The organism is Catellatospora sp. NPDC049133, assembly GCF_040648455.1.
GTDB lineage: Bacteria > Actinomycetota > Actinomycetes > Mycobacteriales > Micromonosporaceae > Catellatospora > Catellatospora aurea.
On sequence record NZ_JBEZDT010000001.1, the window covers coordinates 58,676 to 78,746 of the forward strand.

The window sequence follows — 20,071 nt, forward strand, 5'->3', positions numbered from 1 at the left end:
CGCCGCCGGGAGCTCAGTGGCCCAGCGGGCTCGGGCGGTGGATCGGGCCGGCCGCGTCGGACAGGACCGTGCCGGTGCCGCCCCAGCGCAGGGCGACGATCTCGGCGGCGATGCTGACCGCGGTCTCCTCCGGGGTGCGCGCCCCCAGGTCGAGGCCGATCGGCGAGCGCAGCCTGCCGAGTTCGGCGTCGGTCAGGCCGTCCTCGCGCAACCGGGCGAGCCGGTCGGAGTGGGTGCGGCGGGAGCCCATCGCGCCGACGTACGCCACGGGCAGCCGCAGGGCCAGTTCCAGCAGCGGCACGTCGAACTTCGGGTCATGGGTGAGCACGCACAGCACCGTGCGCCCGTCGACCCGCCCGGCGGCGACCTCGCCCTCCAGGTAGCGGTGCGGCCACTCGACGACGACCTCGTCGGCGGACGGGAAACGCTTCGGGGTGGCGAACACGGCGCGGGCGTCGCAGACCGTCACGTGGTAGCCCAGGAACGAGCCGATGCGGGCCACAGCGGCGGCGAAGTCGATCGCCCCGAACACGATCATGCGGGCGGGCGGTGCGTACGCGTTGACGAACACGGCCAGCTCGTCGCCGCGGCGTTCCCCGTCGGGGCCGTAGTGCAGCATGCCGGTGCGCCCGGCGGCCAGCAGCCCGCGGGCGTCGTCGGCGACGGCCGCGTCCAGGCGCGCGGAGCCGAAGGTGCCCGCGGTCCCGTCCTCCTCGACGATCAGCCGCCGCCCGAAGCGCGGCGAGTCGGCCGGTGCGACGCACGTCGCCACGGCCACCGGGCGGCCCGCCCGGACCGCCGACACGACCTCCCCGAGCTGCGGGAACGTCTCGCGCGACACCTGCTCGACGAACACCTCGATGATGCCGCCGCAGGTCAGCCCGATGGCGTACGCGTCGTCGTCGCTGACGCCGTAGCGCTGCAGCAGCGGCCGCGCCCCGGGGTCGGCGGCGACCTCGGTGGCCAGCTCGTACACGGCCCCTTCCACGCACCCGCCGGAGACGCTGCCGACGGCCTCCCCGCCCGGCGCGACGAGCATCGACGCGCCGGGCCGCCGGGGCGCGGACTGCCAGGTGCGCACCACGGTCGCCACCCCGGAGACGCCGCCGGAGTCCCAGGCCCGCAGCAGGTCGTCGAGCACGTCACGCACTGGGGACGTCCAGGTCCGCGCCGTCGGAGACGTCGTCGCAGGGCACCGTCTCCACGTCGTGCTTGGCCAGGTAGGGCCGGGCCCCGACGTCGCCCACGGCGAGCGCCGCCGCCCCGGCCCAGTGGTCGCGGCCCAGCAGCACCGGATGCCCGCCGTCCCCGCCGTAGGTGGCGACGCGCAGCGTGGCCGGGCCCGCGCCCGCCCCGACCCGGCGCACCGCCTCGGCGGTGATCCCCGGTGTGTCCACCAGCAGCACCACTACAGCGTCCACCTGCGGCGGCAGCGCCGCCAACCCGGCCCGCAGGGACGAGCCCATGCCGGTCCGCCACTCCTTGTTGATCACCACGTGCGCGCCGGGCAGCGCCGGGGCGCGCCCGGCTCCCGCCCCGAGCACGACCACGATCGGATCGCAGTCACCGTCGCGCAGCGTGCGCAGCGCGTGTCGCACCATCAGCTCCCCGTCGCCCGGCACCACGGCCAGTGCCTTGGGCATCCCGTACCGCCTCCCGGCCCCCGCGGCGAGCAGCAAACCCCCGATCGCCATATCTCAGCCTCCCCCAGCCTCCTGATCCGTCCACGGTGCGGCGAGCTCGTCCCGGGCGGCGTCCGTCAGGCTGCCGTACAGGCGCAGCCGGGCCATGCCGCCGTCGGGGTAGATGTCCAGGCGTACCCCGTGGACCGGCCAGTCGTGCGCCAGGCGGAACCGGTGCCGGGTGTCGGGCTGCAGCCGGGTGCGCGGCAGCAGCGGTTCGCCGCCGCCGCCGGTCAGCGCCGCCCAGCCGGGGGCGTTGCCCTTGAAGTGCGAGGTGTCCAGCTCGGCGAGCTGGAGCACGCCGGGCGCGGCCAGCCGCACCTCGACCCAGTCGTTGCCGCCGTCGCGCCGCCGCCGGGTCTCCCAGCCGTCGCCCATGACGGCAGCCAGGCCGGGCAGCAGCAGGTTGCCGGGCGAGCCGTAGAAGCGGTCGCTGCAGTCGACGACCCGGCCGCCCAGCTCGGCGGCGGCCAGGTCGACGGTGTCGGGCAGCAGGCGCGGGTCGGGGGCGGGCTCGCCGTGCACCCGCAGCCGGGCCACGCCGCCGTCGGGGTGGATGGTCAGCCGGACGTGGGTGACCAGCCGCCGGGCGTCGACCGGGAAGCGGTTGCGGGTGTCGCCGTGCAGCGGCGAGCGCTCGACCAGGGGGAACCAGTCCGCGTCGGCCAGTTCGGCGGGCGAGGGGTAGCCGGTGACCCGGCAGCCCTCGACGGTCGCCTCGGGTGGGTAGTTGCCGGTGAAGAACGCGGTGTCGACGACGACGCCGTGCACGTGGCCGGGCGCGCCGAGCCGGACCACGGCGTGGTCGTGGCCGGGCTCGCGGCGGCGGCGGGTCTCCCAGCCGTCGTACACCTGGCCTTTCGCGCCGAAGGTGCGCGGGGTGAAGGTCGGCGCCCACGGGTTGACCAGGTTGTCGCGCTCGGCGAAGAACTCGTCGTTGGCGGCGACGACGCTGCCGCCGACGGCCCGCGAAGCGAGATCGAGCAGCTCCTCGAAGCTCATGCCACCTCCTCGCTGCGCTCGTCGGCGGCATGAGTGCCGTGCCTGCTGATTCGCTCGCTGCGCTCGCTCATGCTCCCCCTCCGGGGCGGAGCAGGCGGCCGATCGGCTCCACCCCGGCGAGGCGGCCGCGCAGCCAGGTGTCGCGGACCACGCCGCGCAGCGGCATGCCGTCGTACGGCGAGACGTGGTGCCGGTGCAGCAGCCGGGTCGCGTCGACGGTGAACTCGGCGTCGGGGTCGAACGCGACCAGGTCGGCGTCGGCGCCCTCGGCGATGCGGCCCTTGCGGGGCAGGTCGACCAGGTCGGCGGTGTTGCCGGCCATCCAGCGCACCACGTCGGCGAGGCCGTGTCCGCGCTTGGCGGCGGCGGTCCAGATCAGCGGCAGCCCGAGCTGCACGGACGCGATGCCGCCCCAGGCCGTGCCGAAGTCGCCGGCCTTCAGTTCGGGCGGGCACGGCGAGTGGTCGGACACCACGCAGTCGATCACGCCGTCGGCCAGCGCCTGCCACAGCGCGTCCTGATGCGACTTGTCGCGGATCGGCGGGCAGCACTTGTACTGCGTCGCGCCGTCGGGCACCTGGGACGCGTCGAGGGTGAGGTAGTGCGGGCAGGTCTCGGCGGTGACCCGGACGCCCTCGCGGCGGGCCGCGGCGATCAGCGGCAGCGCGTCGGCGGCGGCCAGGTGCAGGATGTGCACCCGCGCGCCGGTACGCCGGGCCGCTTCGATCGCGGCGGCCACCGCCCGGCGCTCGGCCCGCGGCGGGCGGGACGCGACGAAGTCGGCGAAGTGCTCGCCGTGCGCCTCGGTCACCAGCGACGGGTCCTCGGCGTGCAGCACGAACAGCGCGTCGACCGCGCCGAGCGCCTCCTCCAGCCCGGCCGGGTCCAACGGCGGGAACTCGGGCACGCCCGAGTCGATGAGGAACGCCTTGAACCCGAACACGCCCTGCTGGTGAAGTGCGGGCAGCTGTTTCGCGTTGCCGGGCACCGCGCCGCCCCAGAAGCCGACGTCCACGAAGCACTGCTCGACCGCGGCGGCCCGCTTGACGTGCAGGGCCTGCACGTCAACCGTGGGCGGGACCGAGTTCAGCGGCATGTCGACGATGGTGGTGACACCGCCCGCGGCGGCGGCCCGGGTGGCGCTGTCGAAGCCCTCCCACTGGGTGCGACCCGGCTCGTTGACGTGCACGTGGGTGTCGACCAGGCCGGGCAGCAGCGCGCACTCCCCCAGGTCGATGACGTCGTCGCCGGACAGCGCCTGGAAACCGGCGACCGCCGCGATGACTCCGTCACGGATGCCGACGTCGGCGGGCCGCTCCCCGTCCGGGGTGAGCGTGCGGTGCGAGCGCAGAATGAGGTCGTAGTTCACAAGGCTTCCAGCATAGATCGATCGACACCGAATTCGCCGACATCCAGCGCGCCACACGCCGCGGCGCGTCGCAGGAAGCCGGACAGGGCCCGCGCGGTCGCGGGTTCGTCCAGGTAGCCGGTGCCACGGGCACCGCTGTCGCGCTGCGCGGCGCTGTCGCGCCCGTCGAGCCAGGCCCGCAGGCGGGTCGCGGCCGCCGGCACACCCTCCCGGAAGAAGGTGTACGCGGCCGCGTAGCGCGTCGGCAGCTGCGCCGGATGCAGGTCCCAGCCCTGGTAGAAGCCGCGTTCCAGGCCGCGGCGGACCAGCCGCAGGTGCAGTGCCCAGGCGGCGTGCACGGCCGCGGTGTCGCCCACCGGCAGCACGTTGGTCGAGCCGTCGACCACGCGCACCCCGGTGCCCGCCGCGGCGACCTGCATGACCTGCTTGGCGTGGTCGGCGGCCGGGTGCTCCAGCGATTGGTAGGCCGCCGCGATGCCCAGCGCCGCCGAGTAGTCGTACGTGCCGTAGTGCAGGCCCACGCAGCGGCCCTGCGACGCGTGGATCATCGCGGGCAGCGGGCAGGTCCCGTCCGGGCCCATGATCGCCTGCGGCATCTCCACCTGCAGCTCGAAGCGCAGCTGACCGGCGGCCGGTTCGAGGTGGCGGCACAGCCACACCAGGGCCTCGACCTGGTCCACCGAACTGACCTTCGGCAGCGTGATCACGAAGTTCGGCGGGATCGTGCCCAGCGCGTCCAGCAGCCGTTCCAGCGTGCGCAGCGCCCGGGGCCGGGTGTCGGGTTCCAGGCTCTTGATCCGTACCCCGGTGAACGGGGCCGGGCGCGCCGACAGGAACGCCGCGACGCTGCGCGCGTGGGCGTCCTCGGTGGCGTCCTCGCGGCGGCCGTAGCCGTCCTCGAAGTCCACCCGCAGGTCCTCGATCGGCTCGGTGGACAGCTTGCGGCCGATCCGCTCGTGCAGCTCCTCCGGGTAGGGCAGCCCGTGCTCGGACAGCGCGGCCAGGGCCTGCTCGCCCCACCGCTGCGCGAGGCCGGTGCGCACCCGGTCGGCGGGCACGTACACGGTGTGCAGCGGCTGGCGGTCGGACGGCTCGTCCGGCCGCCGGTCGCGCAGTTGGCCGTCGGTCGCGGCCAGCCTGCGGTCCAGCTCCCGTTCGGGCACCTGGACGACCGCGTCGCGCGGCACGCCGGCGATCTCTCCCGGTCCGGCGGCCCGCATCAGTCGATCAGCTCCCCGGCCGGCAGGGTCAGGAACTCGGTGAAGTCGTCGGACAGCGCGACCTGCTCGAAGATCTTGCGGGCGGGGGCGTAGTCGGCCCCGAGCGTGTCCATCTCCGCCTGGATCAGCTGTTCCAGCAGGTCACGCGTGATCCGGGTGCCGTCGGCGAGGTCCACGCCGTTGTGCATCCACTGCCACAGCTGCGAGCGGGAGATCTCCGCGGTGGCGGCGTCCTCCATCAGGTTGTTGATCGCGGCCGCGCCGTTGCCGTCCAGCCACGACCGGATGTAGCGGATCCCGACGTCGATGTTGGCGCGTACGCCCGCCAGCGTGATCTCACCGGCCGTGGTGCGCACGTCCAGCAGGTCGTGGGCGGTGACCCGGACGTCCGGGCGCTGCCGGGTGAGCTGGTTCGGGGTGCCGTCCAGCGCCTGCTCGAACACCTCCAGGCAGACCGGCACCAGGTCGGGGTGCGCCACCCAGGAGCCGTCGAAGCCGTCGGCGGCCTCGCGCTGCTTGTCCTCGCGCACCTTGGCCAGCGCCGTCGCGGTGACACCCGGGTCGCGCCGGTTCGGGATGAACGCCGCCATGCCCCCCATCGCGTACGCGCCGCGGCGGTGACACGTCTTCACCAGCAGCTGCGCGTACGCCCGCAGGAACGGCGCGGCCATCGTCACCTGTCCCCGGTCGGGCAGCGTGTACGCCGGGAACGCGCGGAACTTCTTGATCAGGCTGAACAGGTAGTCCCAGCGTCCCGCGTTCAGGCCGCTGGCGTGGTCGCGCAACTCGTAGAGGATCTCGTCCATCTCGAACGCCGCCGTGATCGTCTCGATGAGCACGGTGGCCCGGACGCTGCCGTACGGGATGCCCAGCAGCTCCTGCGCGGCCGTGAACACGTCCTGCCACAGCCGCGCTTCGTGGTGGCTCTCCATCTTGGGCAGGTAGAAGTACGGGCCGCTGCCGCGGGCCAGCAGTTCGGCCGCGTTGTGGAAGAAGTGCAGCCCGAAGTCGACCAGCGCGGCGACGCCGGGCTCCCCGTCGACCTCGAAGTGGCGCTCGTCGAGGTGCCAGCCGCGGGGGCGGACCACGATCGTCGGCAGCGGGCCGGGGTGCAGCGCGTACAGCTTGTCGCCCTGCTGGAGGCTGATGGTGCGGCGTACCGCCTCGTAGAGGCTGCGCTGGCCGCCGATGACGTTGGCCCAGTGCGGGGTGTTGGCGTCCTCCAGGTCGGCCAGCCACACCTTCGCGCCCGAGTTCAGCGCGTTGATGGTCATCTTGCGGTCGGTCGGGCCGGTGATCTCGACCCGGCGGTCGACCAGGTCGGCCGGGGCCGGTGCGACGGTCCACTCGTGCTCGCGGATGTGCGCCGTCTCCGGCAGGAAGTCCAGCGTGCCGGTGCGGTCGATCTCGGCCTGCCGGACCCGGCGCGCCGCGAGCAGCTCGTCGCGGCGGGGGCGGAAGCGGTGCTGCAGCTCGGTGACGAACGCGACCGCCTCGGGTGTCAGGATCTCGGTCACTCATACCCCCACGATGTGTTCGGGCCGGACCGGCACCCGGGTAAGCGCGGCTCCGGTGGCCGCCCGGATCGCCGCGACGACGGCCGGTGTGGAGGAGATCGTCGGCGGCTCGCCGACGCCGCGCAACCCGTAGGGCGAGTGCGGGTCGGCCAGTTCGAGCACGTCCACTGTCATCGGCGGCATGTCCATGATCGTAGGGAGCAGATAGTCGGTGAAGGACGGATTACGCACCTTCCCGTCGACGACTTGAATCTCCTCCATCAGTGCCAGGCCGAGTCCCTGTGCCGTGCCGCCCTGGATCTGGCCGGTGACGGCGGCCGGGTTGACGGCCTTGCCGACGTCCTGCGCGGTGACGATCTCGACGACTTTGACCAGGCCGAGTTCGGTGTCGACGTCGACGGTGGCCCGGTGCGCGGCGAAGGCGTACTGCACGTGCGCGTCGCCCTGCCCGGTCTCCGGGTCGAGCGGATGCGTCGGCCGGTGCCGCCACTGCACGGTCTCCTCGATCGCCCCCTCGGCGAGCAGCTCGGCGACGTCCGCGACGACCGTGCCGTCCTCGTCGACGACCCGGCCGTCGACCAGCCGGAGGCCGTCCTGGGCGGTCGCGCCCGCCGCGCCGCTTCCCGTCACCGCAGCTCCCGCCGCCTCCAGTGATGGCAAGGTGCCCTTCCTATACGTAGGGCGATGTGAAGGTGCCCTTCCTTCCAGACGGGACAGTAGGTGAGCCCGGATGGCCTGGCAGGCGGCGCGGACGGCGCCGCCGGTCATGTAGGTCTGGCGGGAGGCCGAGGAGGAGCCGGCGCTGCCGACGGCGGTGTCGGCGGGGGCGATGGTGACCTGGTCGACGCCGAGTTCGGTGCGGACGATCTGGGCCTGGACGGTGACCAGGCCCTGGCCGACCTCGGCGGCGGCGGTGTGCACGAGGACGGCGGGGCGGCCGGCGATCAGTTCGAGGCGGACGCGGGCCGTGGCGTAGTCGTCGAAGCCTTCGGAGAAGCAGACGTTCTTGATGCCGATGCCGTAGCCGACGCCGCGGACCACGCCCTCGCCGCGGGTGGTGTTGGCGGTGCCGCCGGGCGGGAAGTCGGCCTGCCCGGCCGGTGGCTTGGCCTGGACCAGGCGGAGCAGCTCGGCGACCGGGGCGGGGCCCTCGACGACCTGGCCGGTGGGCATGCGGTCGCCGGTGTGCAGGGCGTTGCGGACCCGGACCTCGACCGGGTCCAGGCCGAGCGCGGCCGCGAGCTTGTCCATCTGGGACTCGTACGCGAAGCACGCCTGGACCGCGCCGAAGCCGCGCATCGCCCCGCAGGGCGGGTTGTTGGTGTAGAGCCCGTAGGCGTCCATGACGACGTTCGGCACGTCGTACGGGCCGATGCCCAGCGTCGCCGCGTTCGCCACGACCGCGCCGGAGCTGGAGGCGTACGCGCCGCCGTCGAGCAGGATGCGGGCCTTCACGTAGACGAGGCGGCCGTGCTCGTCCGCGCCGTGCTCGTAGCGCAGCCGGGCCGGGTGCCGGTGCACGTGGCCGAAGAAGGACTCCTCCCGGCCGTACACCATCTTCACCGGGCGGCCCGTGTGCAGGGCCAGCAGGCAGGCGTGCACCTGCATGGACAGGTCCTCGCGCGCGCCGAACGCGCCGCCGACCCCGGCCAGGGTCAGCCGGACCTTGTCGGCGGGCAGGCCCAGGCACGCGGCCACCTGCTGCTGGTCGACGTGCAGCCACTGGGTCGCGATGTACAGGTCGACGCCGCCGTCCTCGGCGGGCACGGCCAGCCCCGACTCGGGGCCGAGGAACGCCTGGTCCTGCATGCCGACCTCGTACTCCCCGGTCACCACGACCGCGGCGGTCGCGTCCGGGTCGCCGCGCCGGATCGGCACGTGTCGCAGCAGGTTCGGCCGGTCGGCGTGCACCCGGGGCGCGCGGGCGTCGTCGAGCGCCGCCTCGGGGTCGGTGACCGGGTCGAGGACCTCGTAGGTGATCCCGATCGCCTGGACGGCGCGCCGGGCGGTCTCCGGGTGGTCGGCGGCCACGACGACGATCGGCTCGCCCTGGTAACGGACCTCGTCGGCGGCCAGCACCGGCTGGTCGACGTGCTCCAGCCCGTACAGCCGCCGGCCGGGCACGTCCTCATGCGTGAGCACCGCGTACACCCCGGGAATGCGCAGCGCCGGAGCGAGGTCCAGCCCCGTGATCCGCGCCCGGGGATGCGGGCTGCGCAGCGTCGCGCCCCACAGCATGTCGTCGGCCCACAGGTCGGACGAGAACGCGAACTCCCCCGTCACCTTCAGCCGCCCGTCCGGCCGCGACGGCGAAGCCCCCACCCCACCGGTCACCGTCGCCACCAACCCCGCATGCACCGTCGTGGTCATCGGCCGGCCTTTCGCAGGAGGGTGCGGCTGACGCGGGTGAGGTCGCGGGCCAGGGAGTCCTCGTCGGGGTGGACGAGGCGGCCGTGGCGGACGACCGGGTTGCCGCCGACGAGCAGGGCCTCGACGCGGGCGGGCGGGCCGAAGACGAGCGCGGCGACCGGGTCCTCGATGCCGGCGTGGCCGAGGTCGTCGATGCGCCACAGGGCGACGTCGGCGAGCTTGCCCGGCTCCAGGGTGCCCAGCTCGCCGTCGCGGCCCAGGCAGCGGGCCCCGCCGGTGGTGGCCAGGGCCAGCGCCTCGCGGGCGGTCAGTGCGGCCGGGCCGCCGCGAAGGCGGGCCACCAGCATCGCTTGGCGCAGCTCCGGGCCCAGTTCACCGGCCTCCTGCGAGGCCGCGCCGTCGACGCCCAGGCCGACCGGAGCGCCGACGTCGAGCAGGTCGCGCACCCGGGCGATGCCCGCGCCGAGGCGGGCGTTGGAGCTGGGGCAGTGCGCCACCCCGGTGCCGGTCGCGCCGAGCCGGGCCACCGCGGCGTCGTCGAGGTGCACACCGTGCGCCAGCCACACGTCGTCGCCGAGCCAGCCGAGCTTCTCCGCGTACTCGACGGGAGTGCAGCCGAAGCGGTCGCGGCAGAAGGCGTCCTCCTCGACCGTCTCGGCCAGGTGCGTGTGCAGCCGCACGCCGTGCGCGCGGGCCAGCGAGGCGGCCTCGCGCATCAGGTCCGAGGTGACCGAGAACGGCGAGCAGGGCGCGACGGCGACGCGCACCATCGCCGACGGGGACGGGTCGTGGTGCTGCTCGATCGCGGCGGCGGTGGCGGCCAGGGCCGCGTCCGTGGACTCGACGATGTGGTCCGGCGGCAGCCCGCCCTGCGACGCGCCGAGGTCCATCGAGCCGCGGCAGGCGTGCAGCCGTACGCCGACCGACGCCGCCGCCTCGACCTGCGTCCCGATCAGGTCACCGGAGCCGCGCGGGAACACGTAGTGGTGGTCGGCGGCGGTGGTGCACCCCGACAGCGCCAGCGCGCTCAGGCCCGCGGTCGTGGTGACGTACACGAGTTCGTCGTCGAGCCCGGCCCACACCGGGTACAGCTCGACCAGCCAGTCGAACAGGTTGCTCTGCTGGGCCAGCCCTCGGGTCGCCCACTGGTAGAGGTGGTGGTGCGTGTTGACCAGGCCGGGCGTGGCCAGGCAGCCCCGGCCGTCGATGACCTGGTCGGCGGGGCCGTCGTAGTCGCCCGCGCCGACCTCGGTGATCCGGTCGCCGTCGATGACGAGATGTCCGCGCAGGTACTCCGCACCCGCCGCGTCGACGGTCGCGATCGCACAGCCGCTGACGACGGTCCTCATCGGCCGCCCGCCTCGGCCGAGCCCGCCGCCAGGCGTACCGCATCCATGATCTTCTCGTAGCCGGTGCACCGGCACAGGTTTCCGGCCAGCGCCTCGCGGATCTCGGGATCGCTCGGGTGCGGGACGCGGGCCAGCAGGTCGTGCACCGAGACGATCAGCCCCGGGGTGCAGAAGCCGCACTGCACGGCCCCCGCCCGCAGGAACGCCCGCTGCACCGGGTCGAGCTCGCCCTCCGGGGCCAGCCCCTCCACGGTGCGCACGTCGCGCCCGGCGGCCTGGCCCGCGGCGACCAGGCAGGCGCAGACCGCGGTCCCGTCCAGGTACACCGTGCACGAGCCGCACTCGCCCTGCTCGCAGGCGTTCTTGCTGCCGGGCAGGCCGAGCCGCTCGCGCAGCACGTAGAGCAGGCTCTCGCCCTCCCAGACGTCGTCGGCGGTCCGGGTCGTGCCGTTGACCGTGCAGGTCACCCGCATAGGTCCCTCCAGGCCCAGGTCAGGGTGCGCTGGGCCAGGACGGCCAGCGCGTGGCGGCGGTACGCGGCGGTGCCGCGCACATCATCGATGGGTGCCGCGGCCGCGGCGACCAGCTCGCCGAAGCGCCGCGCCACGCTCGGTTCCAGCGCGGCGAGGGTGTCCCAGGGCAGCTGCCCGGCGGCGAACAGCTCCGCCTCGGCCGCCCGGCGCGGGGTGGGCGCGGCCGAACCGATGCCGGTGCCGACCGCGCGGCGGCCCGGGTGCAGGGCCAGGGAGAACGAGCTGACCGCGATCACCATCGCGTTGCGGGTGCCGATCTTCGAGAACTGCTCCGGGCCGTCGGCGGGCCGCACCCACACCGCGGCGATCAGCTCGTCCGGGGCGAGCACGCTGTGTTTGGGGCCGGTGAAGAACTCGTCGATCGGCACCAGCCGGGTGCCGCGCACCGAGGCCAGCTCGACCTGGGCGCCGGCCGCGAGCAGCGGCGGGTGGCCGTCGCCTGCGGGCGAGGCCGAGCCCAGGTTGCCGCCGAGGGTGCCCCGGTTGCGGATCTGCGGCGAGCCGACCGTGCGCGCGGCCATCGCCAGCCCCGGCAGCCGGTCGCCCAGCTCCTCGATGAGGCGGGTGTACGAGACGCCCGCGCCGATCCGCAGCAGCTCGCCATCCATCGCCCAGGTCGTCAGGTCGCCGATGCGGGTCAGGTCGAGCAGCACACCGGGCCGCCGCCGGTGGAAGTTCATCTCCACCATCACGTCGGTGCCCCCGGCGATCGGCACCGCGTCCGGCCGCTCCGCCCTGATCGCCAGGGCGTCGGCCCAGGTCAACGGGGTCATGAAGTCCATCAGGCTGCTCCCAGGTCCCACGCTAGCCCCGGCTCGGCAGCACCGTCACGCCTCACCGAGCCCTCGATCAGGCCGTACGGCCGGTCCGCCGCGAAGTACACCGCGTCGGGGTTGTCCAGCCCGAACGGCGACAGGTCGACCAGGAAGTGGTGCCGGTTCGGCAGCGCCAGCCGCACCTCCGCGACCTCGGGCAACGCCTCCAGCACCCGCTCCCCCATCGCGTACAGGGTCTGCTGCAGCGAGCGGCTGTACGTGTCCACGAACGCGCCGACCAGCCCGTCCCGGACCGCCGCGAAGGCCGCGTTCCAGTCCACGTCGAGCGTGGCGAACCGCCAGCGGGCGTCGACCGCCGTGGCCAGGATGCGGTCGTCGGCCTCGGGCAGCGTCGTGTACCGGTCCCGTGGGAAGCCTTTGAACTGCGAGCCGGTCGTGTTCAGCAGTGTCAGCCCGTGCAGCCCGCCGACGGCCCACGCCTGCTCCGCGGTCGCGGTCAGCGTCGCCGTGCGCACCTCGTCGCCGGCGCGGGCGAACGAGTGGCCGCCGAGCCGCCGCCAGCCGTACGACTCGATGTGCACCTGGGCCTGCTCGATCGCGTCCTGTGTCGCGACGAAGTGCCGGGCCAGCCGCAGCCCGAACTGCTCGATGCTCGCGAAGCCGTCGCGGGCGAAGGCGTACACCGTGTTCTTCTGCGTGTCGGTGGGCAGCACGTCGGCGTTGTCGCCGGTCAGATGCGTCGGGTCGAGGCGGCCCGCGAGCCGGGTGCTCACGTTCAGGTCGGTCAGCTCGTGCCGCTCGCCGTCACGGACCACGGTGACCAGGCGGCACTCGGCCTTGCCGTACCGGTTGGGTCCGAGGTGGATCGTCATCAGGACCCCCGGTAGGTGGTGTAGCCGAACTTGCTGAGCAGCAGCGGCACGTGCAGGTGGCGGGTGGTGTCGGTGACGTCGAAGACCACGGTCACCTCGGGGAAGAAACTGCCGAGCCCCTGGTACGCCGCGACGTCGAAGCGCAGCCCGTAGCGCCCCACCAGCCACTGCTCGGCGGGCACCCAGTCGGCGAGCCGCCCGTCGGCGTTCGTGGTCCCGGTCGCCACGACGACCCAGCCGTACTGCCCCATTCGCTGCAGCGTGACCTGCACGTCCGCCGCGGGCTCCCCCCGACAGGTGTCCAGCACATGGGTCGACAGGGTCATCCGGCACTCCACTCCCTCATGTCCCGAACAACCGATCGAGGCGCAGCAAGGTGATCGCCGTCAGCTCGCGGCGTACCACGTCGCGCTCGGCGGACTCGTCGTTGGCCAGCCGCTGCCGGGCCGCCGCGAGCATCTGCTCGGCCGTCTTACCGCTGGCGAAGATCAGGAACACGTGGCCGAAGCGGTCCTCGTACGCCCGATTGGCCTCGACCAGCTCCGCCGCGATCCGCTCGTCGGCGGACGCGGCCCCCGCCTGCTCGCGCCGCGACCAGGCCGCCTCGCGGCCCTCGCCCGCGGCCCGCTCGCCGATGCGCGGGTGGGCGTCGAGGGCCTGCCGCACCTCCGGCCAGGGCAGCGCGGCGACCGCCCCGGCGGCGACCTCGCGCAGCTCGCGCAGGCCCGCGTACGGCCGCCCGGCCGCCACCGCCCGCGCCCATGCGCTCGACGCGTTGCAGGTCAGCAGCTCGCGTTCGGCGTCGGGGGCGGGCAGAGCGTTGAACTCGGCCGGCGACATGGAATGAGTCAACTGCCCCGCCCTCTGGCGCTGAAGGGTGAGAAGGACCGAAACTGCAACAAAGCCTGGCTAGGCTCTTTGGAGGTTACGACAAAGGCGGTGCGCATGCGGCTACGTGACGTGCTGGAACAGCCTGGTGTCCGGCTGCCGGTGCTCGCCGGCGAAGGCGAGCTGGACCGCCCCGCTCAGCTCGCGTACACCACGGACCTGCTCGACCCCGGCCGCTACCTCGCCGGTGGCGAGGTCGTGCTGACCGGCATGATGTGGCGGCGCGAGCCCGCCGACTCCGAGCTGTTCGTCGCCGCCCTGGCCGGGGCCGGGGTCGCCGCGCTCGGCGCGGGCGAGGCGCTGCTCGGGCCCGTCCCCGCCGACCTGGTCGAGGCGTGCCGGCGGCACCGGCTGCCGCTGTTCGCGGTGCCCGCCGAGGTGTCGTTCCGCGAGGTGACCGAACGGATCAACACGGTGCTCTGGGCCGAGCGCGAAGCCGGGGCGCTGGCCGCCCGCAGCCGCCGCCGCGGCCGGGTCGCCACCCTCGCCACCGGGGCCGACCTGGCCGAGGTCTGGCCCGCGACCGGGGCGTGGGTGCTGACCTGCACCGGTCGCGCCGTCGCGGGCGATCCAGGCGGCGCACCGCACGATCTCGCCGTCGGGCGGCGGCTGGCGACGGCGTTCCTGCGCGCCGACACCCTGCCCGCCCGCTGCCGCGTCGGCGAGCAGGAGTTCCATCTCGACGCGCCCGCGCCGACCCCGGCCCCCGGCCTGCGCTTCGTCGCCTGCATCGAGCCCGACCTGCTCGAAGAACTCGTCGAGCTGACCGCGCTGGACGCCGCCCGCGCCGACCGCGCCCGCCGGATCGAGCGGCGGCTCGCCGCCCAGCTCACCGAGGTCCTGGCGTCAGCCGCCGACCCTGCCGAGGTCGCCGCCGCCCTGCACGCCTGTGGCCTGCCCCCCACCGGCCCGTACACGATCCTGGCCGCCTCCCTCCGCACGCCCGCACCTTCGCCCATCCCCATCCCCGGCTCCGGCTCCGGCTCCGGCTCCGGCTCCGGCTCCGGCTCCGGCAGCTTCCGGGAAAGTGCACGAAACGGCTTCGCGACTCGTGCGGTTTCCACGAAACTGCACGACGCCGACGGCGCAGCCGTCGCGATGGTGGAGGAGATGGTGCCCGGGGCGGCTGTCGCGGGTGTGGGCGATGCGGTGGTGGCGGTGGTCGCAGGCGCGGGCGGGCTCGATGAGCTGCGGGAGACGGCACGCCATCTCACGGCGGCGGCACGGGGCACGCGGTTCGCGGCGGGGGTGAGCGAACCCGCGGCAACGGTCGCCGAGCTGGCCGGGGCGTTGTCGCAGGCCCGGCACGCGCACGGTTACGCGCTCGACCGGCCGGACCGGGTGTCGGTCGTCGGCAGCGACGAGCTGGCCTCGCACGATCTTCTGCTCGCGAGCGTCCCCCGACCGGTGCGGCAGGCGTTCGCGGACCGGCTGCTCGCGCCGCTGCGGGCGTACGACGCCGACCACCACGCCGACCTGGTGCGCACCCTGCAGACATTCCTGGCCTGCGACGGCTCGTGGACGCGCTGCGCGAGCGCGATGCACCTGCACGTCAACACACTGCGCTACCGCATCCGCCGCATCGCCGACCTCACGGGCCGCGACCTGGACCGCTTCGCCGACCGCGTAGACCTCTACCTCGCCTTACGCCTGGACACCTAGCCCGCCCCGCCCGCACTTGCGCGGGGCAGATGGCCTTGATCGTTCGACTTGCCTGGCACCTGTGCGTATCTTGACCCGCCATTCGCCCACTTGCCTGGCAAGTCGAACGATCTTGGTGTGTCATCCGCCCCGGCTGAGGCTTTGGGTACGGCGGCCGCTGCGCACAAGCGCGAGCCGGTGGACGAACTGCTCGTGCGCGGCGGGTCAGGCGTGGGCGGGCTCCATGGCTTCGGCGAGCAGGGCGACCGAGCGCAGGCGGGCCTCGCCGGTGGCGTGGTGGGCGACGATCAGCTCGTCGACGCCCGCCTGCCGGACGAACGCGTCGAGGTAGGCGCGCACCTCGGCGGGCGTGCCGAGGGCGGTGTACTGCAGCATCTGGTCGACGTGCGCGCCCGCGCCCTGGGCCAGCAGCTGGTCGGCCTGCTCGTCGGTGAACGTCTGCCCGCGCCCGAACAGGCCCGTGGCGAACGCCCGCCGGGTGCCCTGGAACTGCTCCCGGGCCGCGGCGGTGCTGTCGGCGGCGACGACGTTGACCCCGGCGATCACGTACGGCCGGTCGAGCTGCTCGGACGGCCGGAACTCCCGCCGGTACGCCGCCACGGCCGCTTCCAGCGCCTGCGGCGCGAAGTGCGAGGCGAACGCGTACGGCAGGCCGAGCGCCGCGGCCAGCGTCGCCCCGAACAGCGACGAGCCCAGGATGTACAGCGGCACCTGGGAGCCCTTGCCCGGCACCGCGTCCACGCCGGGGATACGCGACTTGCCGGCCAGGTAGGCCTGCAACTCCAGGACGTCGTTCGGGAAGCCCTCCGCCGACTGCGCGTCGCGGCGCAGGGCGCGCATGGTGTTCTGGTCCGAGCCGGGAGCCCGGCCGAGACCCAGGTCGATGCGCCCCGGGTACATGGCGTCGAGCGTGCCGTACTGCTCGGCGATGGTCAGCGGGGTGTGGTTGGGCAGCATGACGCCGCCCGCGCCGAGCCGGATCTCGCGGGTGAACGTGCCGACGTGGGCGATCAGCACGGCCGGGGCCGAGGACGCGATCGTGGGCATGTTGTGGTGCTCGGCGTACCAGACGCGCCGGTAGCCGTGCTCCTCCGCGGCACGGGCGAGGTCCACGCTGGCCGCGATGCTCTCGCGCGCGGTCTCGCCGGGGCCGATGCGGGCCAGGTCGAGGATGGAGAGCGGGATCGTCATACGGCTGTCCTTCTGACTCGAACGGGCACCATGCCGGCCCGGTGGGTCGGCGAGACCTGGCACGATCTCGCCGACCACGGCCGGTGTAGCCGGTCCGGCGTGAAACGGAGCACTTGCTCCGCCTGCTCTCCGACCGTAGCACCGAAACGGAGCAGCCGCTCCGGTAGGGTGTGTGTATGACGTCACCCTCGGCCGCCATCCCCGCGGCCGCCACGCGCAGCGACGCCGCCCGCAACCGCGGCCGGCTGCTCGACGCCGCGGCCGGGCTGATCGCCGAACGGGGCAGCGACGTCGACGTACGCGAGATCGCTCGCCGCGCCGAGGTCGGCATGGGCACCCTCTACCGGCACTTCCCCACCAAGGAGGCGCTGCTCGACGCGGCGCTGGAGCACGTGTTCACCTCGTGGGCCGACGCGGCGACGGCGGCTCTCACCGGCCGGCCCTGGGACGACCTGGCCCGTTTCCTCGGCGACGCGCTCACCCGCCAGACGGCGTCCCCGGGTTTGCTCGACGCGTACTGCCAGGCCCTGCCCGGCCAGGCCGGCAACACGGCCCGCCAGCACTGCCGCCAGCAGGTCGGCCCACTGATCGCGGAACTGGTGCGCGCTGCCCACGCCTCCGGCGAGCTGCGTCCCGACCTCACCGCCGAGGACGTGTCACTGCTGCTCGTCGCCCTCGGCCGGATCGCGCCGGTGGTACCGGAACCCGCCTGGCGCCGCATCCTCCACGTGTCCCTGGACGGCCTGCGCTCGTCGGCGGCCACGTCCATGCCCGCCCCCGCCCGACCGCCCGGCGACGCCTAGGCCGCACGCGCGCCCCGCGCCCCGCGCCCCGCGACTCGCGCCCCGCGACTCGCGCCCCGCGACTCGGCCCAGTGCCGATCAGCGCGGTCGCATCCCTCACCAAGATCGTTCGACTTGCCTGGCAAGTGGGCGAATGGCGGGTCAAGATACGCACAGGTGCCAGGCAAGTCGAACGATCAAGGCCGCGCGACCCGCCGAGACGGAGCGCGTCAGGGCGCGACGGGTCAGGCGCCGCCGCCGAGGACGGCGTCGCTCTCGGCGGTCTCCTCGGCCGGAGGGCGGTGCTTGTGCAGCAGCGCGGAGACCGGGGTGCCGGTGTCGTTGACGCGGAGCACGAACGGCCGCTGCGGCGTGTAGCGGATCGCCGTCACCGAGGACGGCTCGACCGAGATGCGCTGGAACAGGTCCAGGTGCATGCCCAGCGCGTCCGCCACGATCGCCTTGATCACGTCGCCGTGGCTGCACGCCAGCCACACCGCGTCGTGGCCATGGGACTCGGTGATCCGGGCGTCCCAGGCGCGTACGGCGGTGACGGCGCGGTTGGCCATCGCCGCCATCGCCTCCCCACCCGGGAACACGACCGCGGCAGGATGGTGCTGCACCGTCGACCACAGCGGGTTGTCCGCCAGCTCCTTGAGCGAGCGCCCGGACCACTCCCCGTAGCCGCATTCGCGCAGTCCCTCGTCGGCCACCGGGGCGACGCCGGGCAGGGCGAGTTCCAGGGTCTGCCGGCAGCGGACCAGCGGGCTGGTCACGACGACGGCCAGCGGCAGCCCGGCCAGCCGTCCCCGGGCCTGCTCGGCCTGGGCGACGCCCAGTTCGTCCAGCTCGACGGGTAGGTCCCCGGCGAGGATGCCGTCGGCGTTGGCGGTGGTGCGTCCGTGCCTCAGCAGCAGTAGCGTGGCCACGCCCGCCAGCCTAGGTGGCGGAGATGGTGTTCGTGGCGAGCAATGCGATGATCGCGCCGCCCAGGATCACCCGATACCACACGAAAGCCATCAGCGAGTGGTGTGCGACGAACTTGAGCAGCCAGGCGATCGAGGCGTACGCCACGAGGAAGCTCACCACGGTGCCGACGATCAGCGAGGCGGCCGTGACGGTGGGGCTGCCCAGGGCCTCGGGCAGCTCGTAGATGCCGGCGGCGACGAGCGCGGGCACGCCCAGGAAGAACGACAGCCGGGTGGCGGTGACCCGGTCGATGTCGCGCAGCAGACCGGTGGTGATGGTGGCGCCGGACCGGGACACGCCCGGGATCAGGGCCAGACACTGGGCGAAGCCGATGACGAGCGTGTCGACCAGGCGCAGCTGCTTCTCGCCGCGGGTCTGGGTGGCGGCGTACTCCGCGAAGGCCATCACGCCGCTCCACACGATCAGCGACCCGGCCACGAACCACATGCTGCGCAGCGGACCGGTGATGAGGTCCTTGCCGAGGAAGCCGACGATGCCGATCGGGATCGAGCCGGCGATGACGTACCAGGCGAACTTGTAGTCGAAGATCTGCCGCGCCTCGGCCGAGAACAGGCCCTTGAACCAGGCCCCGGCCAGGCGGGCGATGTCCTTGAAGAAGTACACCAGCACCGCCGCGATCGCTCCGATCTGGATCACGGCGGTGAAGGCGGTGACTGCGGGATCGTCGATCGGCAGGCCCATCAGCTTTTCGGTGATGGTCAGGTGTCCGGTGGAGGAGATCGGGAGGAATTCGGTGATCCCCTCCACGATGCCCAGCACGATCGCCTGCCAGATCTCGATCTCCACTTAGTCTCCCAGTCCGCTCTCCGCGTACGCCTCGGCCACCGTACGCAAGGTCTCCTTGCCGGAGTCGGCGTCTGCGACGAACAGCGCCAGCGACAGCGTAGTCACGCCCGATTCGGCGAAGTCACGCAGGCGTCGTGCGATGCGCTCCTTGGGACCCAGCAGTGATGTGCGGTCGATGAACTCCATCGGGATCGCCGCGGCGGCGTCGCGCTGGCGCCCGGCCAGATACAGCTCCTGGACCTGCGCGGCCGCGTCGCCGTAGCCCATGCGGGTGGCGAGCTGGTTGTAGAAGTTCTGCTGGCGGCTGCCCATGCCGCCGACGTACAGCGCGGCGTAGGCGCGCACGAGTTCGGCGCACATCTCGACGTCGTCGCCGACGACGACGGGCACGCTGGGCACGATGTCGAAGCCCTCCATCGTCTTGCCCGCCTTGGCCCGGCCGGCGGCGATCTGGCCGAGCTGCTCGGTCGCGAACTCGGGCGCGTAGAACACGGCGAGCCAGCCGTCGGCGATCTCGCCGGCCAGTTCCAGGTTCTTCGGGCCGACCGCGGCGAGGTAGACCGGGATGTCGGTGCGCAGCGGGTGGAAGTTGAGGCGCAGCGCCTTACCGGGGCCGTCGGGCAGCGGCAGGGTGTGGAACTCGCCGTCGTACGTGACCTGCTTGCGCGACAGGGCGAGCTTGACGATGTCGACGTACTCACGGGTGCGCGCCAACGGCTTGGCGAAGCGCACGCCGTGCCAGCCCTCGGAGACCTGCGGACCGGACACGCCCAGGCCCAGGCGGAACCGGCCGCCCGACAGCGTGTCGAGGGTCGCGGCGGTCATCGCGGTGGCGGCGGGGGTGCGGCCGGGGATCTGCATGACGGCGCTGCCGATGTCGATGCGCTCGGTCTGCGCGGCGATCCACGAGAGCAGGGTCGGCGAGTCCGAACCGTACGCCTCGGCCGCCCAGACCACCGAGAAGCCGAGCCGGTCGGCCTCCCGCGCCAGGGCCAGCAGGTTTTCGGGCGTGGACCACGGCGTCAGATAGCCGATGTTGAGACCGAGTCGCATGGTGACCTCCGTTGGCCGGGCCGCGTCGG

The 20,071-nt window shown here is 73.7% G+C and carries 19 protein-coding genes; 2 read left to right on the plus strand and 17 right to left on the minus strand.

The features are described from left to right. Window positions 1-13 precede the first annotated feature (13 nt). The 13 genes from AB0B35_RS00230 to uraD all read right to left on the minus strand — a co-directional run bounded on the left by AB0B35_RS00230 (window position 14) and on the right by uraD (window position 13,530). Window positions 14-1,150 carry an XdhC/CoxI family protein gene (locus tag AB0B35_RS00230; protein WP_361038791.1) on the minus strand — a complete coding sequence of 379 codons (1,137 nt, stop codon included), beginning with the start codon at window positions 1,148-1,150 and terminating at the stop codon, window positions 14-16. Further along, window positions 1,143-1,694, minus strand: coding sequence for an NTP transferase domain-containing protein (locus tag AB0B35_RS00235; RefSeq protein ID WP_361038793.1), 552 nt, complete (start codon window positions 1,692-1,694; stop codon window positions 1,143-1,145). Before AB0B35_RS00235 ends, AB0B35_RS00230 begins: the two co-directional genes overlap by 8 nt. 3 nt (window positions 1,695-1,697) lie before the next feature. Continuing rightward, window positions 1,698-2,684, minus strand: a complete 987-nt coding sequence (gene alc, locus AB0B35_RS00240) for an allantoicase (RefSeq protein WP_361038795.1) — start codon at window positions 2,682-2,684, stop codon at window positions 1,698-1,700. A 67-nt stretch (window positions 2,685-2,751) separates the two neighbouring features. Continuing rightward, complete coding sequence (gene allB / locus AB0B35_RS00245) at window positions 2,752-4,053, minus strand: allantoinase AllB (protein WP_361038796.1); 1,302 nt, start codon at window positions 4,051-4,053, stop codon at window positions 2,752-2,754. Continuing rightward, window positions 4,050-5,273: a hypothetical protein gene (locus tag AB0B35_RS00250; protein ID WP_361038798.1), complete on the minus strand. Its 1,224-nt coding sequence runs from the start codon at window positions 5,271-5,273 to the stop codon at window positions 4,050-4,052. The genes allB and AB0B35_RS00250 overlap by 4 nt, the downstream gene beginning before the upstream one ends. After that, a complete protein-coding gene (aceB, locus tag AB0B35_RS00255) occupies window positions 5,273-6,790 on the minus strand; it encodes a malate synthase A (RefSeq protein WP_361038800.1) in 1,518 nt (505 codons plus the stop codon). The genes AB0B35_RS00250 and aceB overlap by 1 nt, the downstream gene beginning before the upstream one ends. Further along, the gene (pucD, locus tag AB0B35_RS00260; protein WP_361038802.1) at window positions 6,791-9,160 is read right to left on the minus strand and encodes a xanthine dehydrogenase subunit D; all 2,370 of its coding nucleotides are present in this window, start codon (window positions 9,158-9,160) and stop codon (window positions 6,791-6,793) included. It abuts the gene before it with no gap. Next, entirely contained in the window at window positions 9,157-10,509 is a 1,353-nt protein-coding gene (locus AB0B35_RS00265) for an 8-oxoguanine deaminase (RefSeq protein ID WP_361038804.1), read from the minus strand. Before AB0B35_RS00265 ends, pucD begins: the two co-directional genes overlap by 4 nt. Then, window positions 10,506-10,982, minus strand: a complete 477-nt coding sequence (locus AB0B35_RS00270; protein WP_361038807.1) for a (2Fe-2S)-binding protein — start codon at window positions 10,980-10,982, stop codon at window positions 10,506-10,508. The genes AB0B35_RS00265 and AB0B35_RS00270 overlap by 4 nt, the downstream gene beginning before the upstream one ends. Next, window positions 10,973-11,824, minus strand: coding sequence for an FAD binding domain-containing protein (locus AB0B35_RS00275; protein ID WP_361038809.1), 852 nt, complete (start codon window positions 11,822-11,824; stop codon window positions 10,973-10,975). Before AB0B35_RS00275 ends, AB0B35_RS00270 begins: the two co-directional genes overlap by 10 nt. Continuing rightward, window positions 11,824-12,690 (minus strand): factor-independent urate hydroxylase, encoded by an 867-nt coding sequence (gene pucL, locus AB0B35_RS00280; protein WP_361038812.1) that lies wholly within the window; start codon window positions 12,688-12,690, stop codon window positions 11,824-11,826. Before pucL ends, AB0B35_RS00275 begins: the two co-directional genes overlap by 1 nt. Then, window positions 12,690-13,016, minus strand: coding sequence for a hydroxyisourate hydrolase (gene uraH, locus AB0B35_RS00285; protein ID WP_203693412.1), 327 nt, complete (start codon window positions 13,014-13,016; stop codon window positions 12,690-12,692). Before uraH ends, pucL begins: the two co-directional genes overlap by 1 nt. A 16-nt stretch (window positions 13,017-13,032) precedes the next feature. Then, window positions 13,033-13,530, minus strand: coding sequence for a 2-oxo-4-hydroxy-4-carboxy-5-ureidoimidazoline decarboxylase (gene uraD / locus AB0B35_RS00290; protein WP_361038816.1), 498 nt, complete (start codon window positions 13,528-13,530; stop codon window positions 13,033-13,035). 105 nt (window positions 13,531-13,635) lie between these two features. On the opposite strand from uraD, the gene AB0B35_RS00295 reads away from it, so the two are divergent. Next, the gene (locus tag AB0B35_RS00295) at window positions 13,636-15,240 is read left to right on the plus strand and encodes a PucR family transcriptional regulator ligand-binding domain-containing protein (protein ID WP_361038819.1); all 1,605 of its coding nucleotides are present in this window, start codon (window positions 13,636-13,638) and stop codon (window positions 15,238-15,240) included. A gap of 204 nt (window positions 15,241-15,444) precedes the next feature. On the opposite strand, the gene AB0B35_RS00300 is transcribed toward AB0B35_RS00295, so the two are convergent. Next, window positions 15,445-16,431 (minus strand): LLM class flavin-dependent oxidoreductase, encoded by a 987-nt coding sequence (locus AB0B35_RS00300; protein WP_361038821.1) that lies wholly within the window; start codon window positions 16,429-16,431, stop codon window positions 15,445-15,447. Between the two features lie 176 nt (window positions 16,432-16,607). On the opposite strand from AB0B35_RS00300, the gene AB0B35_RS00305 reads away from it, so the two are divergent. After that, window positions 16,608-17,234 carry a helix-turn-helix domain-containing protein gene (locus AB0B35_RS00305; RefSeq protein ID WP_361038824.1) on the plus strand — a complete coding sequence of 209 codons (627 nt, stop codon included), beginning with the start codon at window positions 16,608-16,610 and terminating at the stop codon, window positions 17,232-17,234. A gap of 224 nt (window positions 17,235-17,458) precedes the next feature. On the opposite strand, the gene AB0B35_RS00310 is transcribed toward AB0B35_RS00305, so the two are convergent. Genes AB0B35_RS00310 through AB0B35_RS00320 form a run of 3 tightly spaced genes read right to left on the minus strand, consistent with a single transcriptional unit; the run spans window position 17,459 to window position 20,042 of the window. Further along, window positions 17,459-18,151, minus strand: coding sequence for an MSMEG_4193 family putative phosphomutase (locus AB0B35_RS00310; RefSeq protein ID WP_361039642.1), 693 nt, complete (start codon window positions 18,149-18,151; stop codon window positions 17,459-17,461). A 1-nt stretch (window position 18,152) separates the two neighbouring features. Then, window positions 18,153-18,983, minus strand: a complete 831-nt coding sequence (locus AB0B35_RS00315) for an undecaprenyl-diphosphate phosphatase (RefSeq protein ID WP_361039645.1) — start codon at window positions 18,981-18,983, stop codon at window positions 18,153-18,155. 6 nt (window positions 18,984-18,989) lie between these two features. Next, window positions 18,990-20,042, minus strand: a complete 1,053-nt coding sequence (locus AB0B35_RS00320; RefSeq protein ID WP_361038827.1) for an LLM class F420-dependent oxidoreductase — start codon at window positions 20,040-20,042, stop codon at window positions 18,990-18,992. Window positions 20,043-20,071: the final 29 nt, after the last annotated feature.

What these genes read in the sequence shown, in the direction of transcription:
- alc (WP_361038795.1), bottom strand. Translation starts at nt 2,684, where the DNA reads ATGAGCTTCGAGGAGCTGCTCGATCTCGCTTCGCGGGCCGTCGGCGGC.
- pucD (WP_361038802.1), bottom strand. Translation starts at nt 9,160, where the DNA reads ATGACCACGACGGTGCATGCGGGGTTGGTGGCGACGGTGACCGGTGGG.
- AB0B35_RS00235 (WP_361038793.1), bottom strand. Translation starts at nt 1,694, where the DNA reads ATGGCGATCGGGGGTTTGCTGCTCGCCGCGGGGGCCGGGAGGCGGTAC.
- AB0B35_RS00275 (WP_361038809.1), bottom strand. Translation starts at nt 11,824, where the DNA reads ATGGACTTCATGACCCCGTTGACCTGGGCCGACGCCCTGGCGATCAGG.
- AB0B35_RS00300 (WP_361038821.1), bottom strand. Translation starts at nt 16,431, where the DNA reads ATGACGATCCCGCTCTCCATCCTCGACCTGGCCCGCATCGGCCCCGGC.
- AB0B35_RS00295 (WP_361038819.1), top strand. Translation starts at nt 13,636, where the DNA reads ATGCGGCTACGTGACGTGCTGGAACAGCCTGGTGTCCGGCTGCCGGTG.
- AB0B35_RS00320 (WP_361038827.1), bottom strand. Translation starts at nt 20,042, where the DNA reads ATGCGACTCGGTCTCAACATCGGCTATCTGACGCCGTGGTCCACGCCC.
- uraD (WP_361038816.1), bottom strand. Translation starts at nt 13,530, where the DNA reads ATGTCGCCGGCCGAGTTCAACGCTCTGCCCGCCCCCGACGCCGAACGC.
- AB0B35_RS00265 (WP_361038804.1), bottom strand. Translation starts at nt 10,509, where the DNA reads ATGAGGACCGTCGTCAGCGGCTGTGCGATCGCGACCGTCGACGCGGCG.
- AB0B35_RS00250 (WP_361038798.1), bottom strand. Translation starts at nt 5,273, where the DNA reads ATGCGGGCCGCCGGACCGGGAGAGATCGCCGGCGTGCCGCGCGACGCG.
- AB0B35_RS00270 (WP_361038807.1), bottom strand. Translation starts at nt 10,982, where the DNA reads ATGCGGGTGACCTGCACGGTCAACGGCACGACCCGGACCGCCGACGAC.
- uraH (WP_203693412.1), bottom strand. Translation starts at nt 13,016, where the DNA reads ATGACCCTGTCGACCCATGTGCTGGACACCTGTCGGGGGGAGCCCGCG.
- AB0B35_RS00305 (WP_361038824.1), top strand. Translation starts at nt 16,608, where the DNA reads ATGACGTCACCCTCGGCCGCCATCCCCGCGGCCGCCACGCGCAGCGAC.
- pucL (WP_361038812.1), bottom strand. Translation starts at nt 12,690, where the DNA reads ATGACGATCCACCTCGGACCCAACCGGTACGGCAAGGCCGAGTGCCGC.